The organism is Actinotalea ferrariae CF5-4 (genome assembly GCF_000603945.1).
Lineage (GTDB): Bacteria > Actinomycetota > Actinomycetes > Actinomycetales > Cellulomonadaceae > Actinotalea > Actinotalea ferrariae.
In genome coordinates, this window is record NZ_AXCW01000299.1 from 1 (window position 1) to 4,465 (window position 4,465).

3 protein-coding genes and 1 pseudogene are annotated in these 4,465 nt (G+C 75.1%); all 4 read right to left on the bottom strand.

What is annotated here, in order from left to right:
• Positions 1-604: pseudogene (locus N866_RS16665) on the bottom strand (multicopper oxidase domain-containing protein); the annotation flags it as partial.
• Positions 601-1,758 carry a hypothetical protein gene (locus N866_RS16670; RefSeq protein ID WP_216699473.1) on the bottom strand — a complete coding sequence of 386 codons (1,158 nt, stop codon included), beginning with the start codon at positions 1,756-1,758 and terminating at the stop codon, positions 601-603. The gene N866_RS16670 and the pseudogene N866_RS16665, both read right to left, overlap by 4 nt.
• Positions 1,759-1,870: 112 nt before the next feature.
• Positions 1,871-3,103, bottom strand: coding sequence for an MFS transporter (locus N866_RS16675; protein WP_342668443.1), 1,233 nt, complete (start codon positions 3,101-3,103; stop codon positions 1,871-1,873).
• A 107-nt stretch (positions 3,104-3,210) separates the two neighbouring features.
• Positions 3,211-4,383, bottom strand: a complete 1,173-nt coding sequence (locus tag N866_RS16680) for a TIGR04053 family radical SAM/SPASM domain-containing protein (RefSeq protein WP_052023184.1) — start codon at positions 4,381-4,383, stop codon at positions 3,211-3,213.
• Between the last annotated feature and the right edge of the window lie 82 nt (positions 4,384-4,465).

Sequence of the window (4,465 nt, forward strand, 5' to 3'; positions counted from 1 at the left end):
CGTCCGTGACGGTGACGCGCAGCATCGTCGGCCACAGGGTGACGAGGGTGCCCAGCACGGTCACCCCGACCCAGCCGAGCAGCATGACGACGACGTGGGCCACGTAGGCCCGCGCCGCGAGGGCACCGGCGGTGTCCTCGCGGGCCAGGACGGTCCCCAGCGTGGCGCCGACCGGGAGGAACCCGGCCGAGACGACGAAGTACCAGCTCGTCCAGCCGAGCCGCACCCCGAGGCCGCGGCGGCTGACGTCGACGAGGACGAGCGCGTGCCAGAGCGCCCCCGCCCCCACGAGCACGGCGCCCGCCACGACGACGGGCCACCAGCCCTGCAGCAGGCCGGTCATGACCGCCACGGCACCGCTCGTGTGCAGCCCCAGGCGCAGGGCCTGCCCCCGGTGGCCGCCGTGCAGGGGCCGTCGCCGGACGGCCTCGGCGAAGTGCGCGGACCAGATGAGGATCGCGGTGCTCACCGCCCCGAGCAGGAGGAGGTGGACCATGAGCCACCCCGCGGCCGGGAACCACCGGTGCCCCCCGGCCACCACCGCGGCGGCCACGAGCCACGCGACCACCAGCAGGTTGACGCGGACGTGCCAGCGGGCCCTCATCGGACGGCCTCCTCGAGGGTGGACGGATCGGTCGTGACGGTCGTGTCGGGCTTGACGGACGGGGTGGCGTGCGGTGGCGGCCGGTCGCCCGCAGCGGGCCCCGCACGCTCGGGCCGCCGGGCTCGCATCGCGGTGCCGACGACGACGGGCAGGAGCAGCACCCCCAGGACCCCGAGCGCACCCCCCGCCCGGAGCGCCCAGGCCTGCCCGTGCGCGTCGCCGCCGACCACGCGCAGCAGGAGGGCCCCCTGCAGGACGGCCACGGGGACGTAGAGGCGGGCGGTGTACGGGACCGGTCGGCGCAGCACGGCGGGCAGGATCACCGGCGCGTGCGCCATGATCATCGTGATGACGAAGCCGAGGAAGACGGCGTGCACCACGGCGTCGTAGACCGGCCCCTCCACCACCGCACCGCCGAGCAACCAACCCGCCCCGGCCACGGCGAGCCACGCGTACCCGCACAGCAGGCAGACCGCGACGTACCGCGGCAGGCCGGTCGAGCGCACCGTGCGTCGCGCCACGTCGACGACGACGAGCCGGGTGACCAGGGCCAGGAGCGCGGCCCCCAGGAGCACGTGGCCGGGCCCGGGCCACAGCGTCGCCGCGACGACGCCTCCCAGGACGCCGACGGCGAGCGGCACGCCGAGCCGGCCGGTCGCCGGCCGCCCCACCCGGCCCAGCTCCTCGCGCTCGGCCGCGATGACGAGGACGAGGAAGGCCGCGAGCCACGGCACGAGGGTCGGGACCGGCACGCCCGCCCACCACAGGACGGCGGCGGCGAGGCCCGCGGTCGCGCCGAGGACCTCGACGGCCATGGCGGCGCACGGGCGTCGGCGCCACAGGAGCACCTCGACGACGAGGGCGGCGAGGCACCCGGCGGCGAGCATCGCCTGGCCCACCCCGAGAGGTACCGCGTCGACGACGAGCGAGAGCCCGCCCGCTCCCAGCAGCGCGGGCGGCAGGACCGCGGCGCGGTGCCGCAGCGCCACCGCGCGCTCCAGGGCCACGAGCGTCCCGACGAACCCGAGCACGAGCAGGGGGCCGTGGACCTGCGGGAGCCGGTCGGTGCTGAGCGGGGCGGGCAGCCCGAGCAGGAGGAGACCTCCGTCCAGACCGGCGAGCAGGGCCGCACCCCCGAGGAGCAGCACGGCCACCCTGGTCCGGACCGTGGGCACCGACCTCTTTTTCACACCCGCAACGCTAGGAAAAGACAACCGCCCGGGGCGGGACCTAGGTCCTACCCCGGGCGGTGCCGCCGTCCGGTGCTCACGGGCGCGCGGCCGACTCCCGGAGCACAGCGTCCGTCTCCCGCGCCGACGGTGCGGTGTCCGTCTCCCCCGCCGGCAGCTCGATGCTCCCGCTCAGCTCGGGCGACCGGCGGTGCAGCATCCGGTGGATCGTCAGGTGCATCCACACGGCGCTGACGAGCGTCAGCACGAAGATCACGAAGAACGTCGACTGGGGCATCCCGGTCCACGACTGGAGGTAGGCGAACATCGGCGGCAGGAAGAACCCGCCCAGCGCGCCGAGCGTGCCCACGAGCCCGCCGACGGCGCCGACGTCGTTCGGGAAGTACTCCGGGATGTGCTTGAAGACGGCCGCCTTGCCGACGCCCATCGCGACGCCGACGAGGAACACCAGTGCCGTGAACGTCACCACGTTGAGCTGGTACGGCAGGACCTCCCGCGCCCCGCTCGGCTCCACGGTCTCCGCGACGCGGATGACGATGTAGCCGTACGGCATCATCAGGATCCCCGACGCGACGAGCATCACGCCGAACGTCGCGTACATGACGACCCGGGCCCCGAACCGGTCGGCCAGGTGACCTCCGAGGGGCCGCAGGAGGCTCGCGGGGAAGATGAAGAGCGCGGTCAGCAGGGCCGCCGTCGCCAGCGGCACGTCGAAGACGTCCACGTAGTACTTGGGCAGCCAGGCGGACAGCGCGACGTAGGCGCCGAACACGACGACGTAGTAGAGGCTGAAGCGCCACACGCGGACCTCGCGCAGCGGCCGGAGCATCTCCCGCAGGGGGCGGCCCTTGCCCGGGGTCCGGTCCTGGCGCGGCGTGAGCAGCCACACGGCCGCCGCCATCGAGAGCAGCAGGACCGCGTAGATCAGGGGCACGAACCGCCAGCCGCCGAAGGAGAGCCCGGCGATCGTCAGCGACGGGACGGCGACGATGAGCGTCGGACCGATGAGCTTGGTGACGGACGCTCCGACGTTGCCCGCCCCGAACACACCGAGGGCGAAGCCCTGCCGCTCGCGCGGGAACCAGGCCGAGTTCCAGGCGATGCCCACGCTGAACGCGTTGCCCGCGAACCCCGCGAGGAACGCCAGCACGAGCAGGAGCGCGAAGCTGTCGGCCTGGGAGACGAGGAACGTCGGGACCGCCGTCGCGACGAGCATCGCGATGAAGACCTTGCGGCCGCCGAACCGGTCGGCGAGGAGGCCGGCCGGCAGCCGCCACAGCGCGCCGTTGAGGATCGCGGTCGCCGCCAGCTACATCAGCCAGACGGCGAACATGAGCGTGAAGCCCACTGTCGACAGGACGAGCACGCGCCGTCGGGCGCGCTCCTCCCCCGTCGCGACGGGCTGTGCGGTGGACGTCATCGTTCTCCCTCGGGTGAGCGGGGCGGCGCACCGGGACCGGCCGGTCGGCCGGTCGGCTGCCACGAGCATGTCGGATCCTCGGCGGATGCGTCACCGGACGCGGCGTGGGCCTGCGACCTCGAGCCGCCGCAGACGTCGCGGAACTCGCAGCGCCCGCACCGGCCGCCGAGGGCGCCCGGGTCGCGCAGCCGGCGCAGCAGCGGCGACTCGCGGTAGACGACGTCGAGCGGGGTCGTGCGGACCGAGCCGGCGTGCTGCGGCAGGAAGCCGCTGGGGTAGACGTCCCCGAGGTGGTCCACGAAGACGAACCCCCGCCCGGAGCCGACGTCCATCGGCGCGCGCGGCGGACGGCGCCGCACGGTGGCGCCGGCGAGCACCTCGGCCGTCCGGGCACGCAACCAGGTCCGCAGCGGGCCCGGCGGGAACACCGCGTCGACGTCGTCCAGACCGGCCCGCTGCATGGCCAGCCGGCGGTAGTGCGCGGCCTCCGTCGCCTTCACCGGGACGATGTCGGAGACGTCGTGCAGCCAGTGCAGGACCTCCTCGGTCCGGGTGGCCGTCAGGGGACCCAGACGGTCGCCGCGGCCGGTGGGCACCAGGAAGAAGACGCTCCACAGCGAGGCGCCGGCGTCGAGGACCAGGCGGAGCACGTCCGGCAGCTCGCGGACGTTCCCGGCCGTGACCGTCGTGTTCACCTGGAGCCGCAGGCCGGCGTCCTTGACCGCTGCCAGGGCGTCCACCGTGGCCGCGTAGACGCCGGGGATGCCCCGGAAGGCGTCGTGCGTGGCGGCCGTGGCGCCGTCGAGGGAGACCGATACCGCCCGCGCACCGGCGTCCGCGAGCCGGCCGAGCACCTCGGGGGTCAGCCGCGGGGTCACCGACGGGGACACGGACACGCTCAGCCCCAGCGAGGTGCCGTACGCGACGAGGTCGGTCAGGTCCGGGCGCTCGAACGGGTCGCCGCCCGTGAGGACCACGAGGGGGTACGGCCGGCCGAACGCCGCCACCTGCTCCAGGAGCGCACGGCCCGCCGCGGTGTCGAGCTCGCGGGGGTCGCGCCGCGGGATCGCGTCCGCCCGGCAGTGCAGGCAGGCGAGCGCGCACGCCCGCGTGACCTCCCAGATGACGATGAAGGGCCGCTCCCCCGTGTCGTGGTGGAGCGTCCGCACCGGACGGGCCGGCCGGGGCGTGGGAAGGGTGCCGGGCGCTGCCGCGGACCGCGTCGCGGTCGCGCCGCTGCGGCCCGGCTCG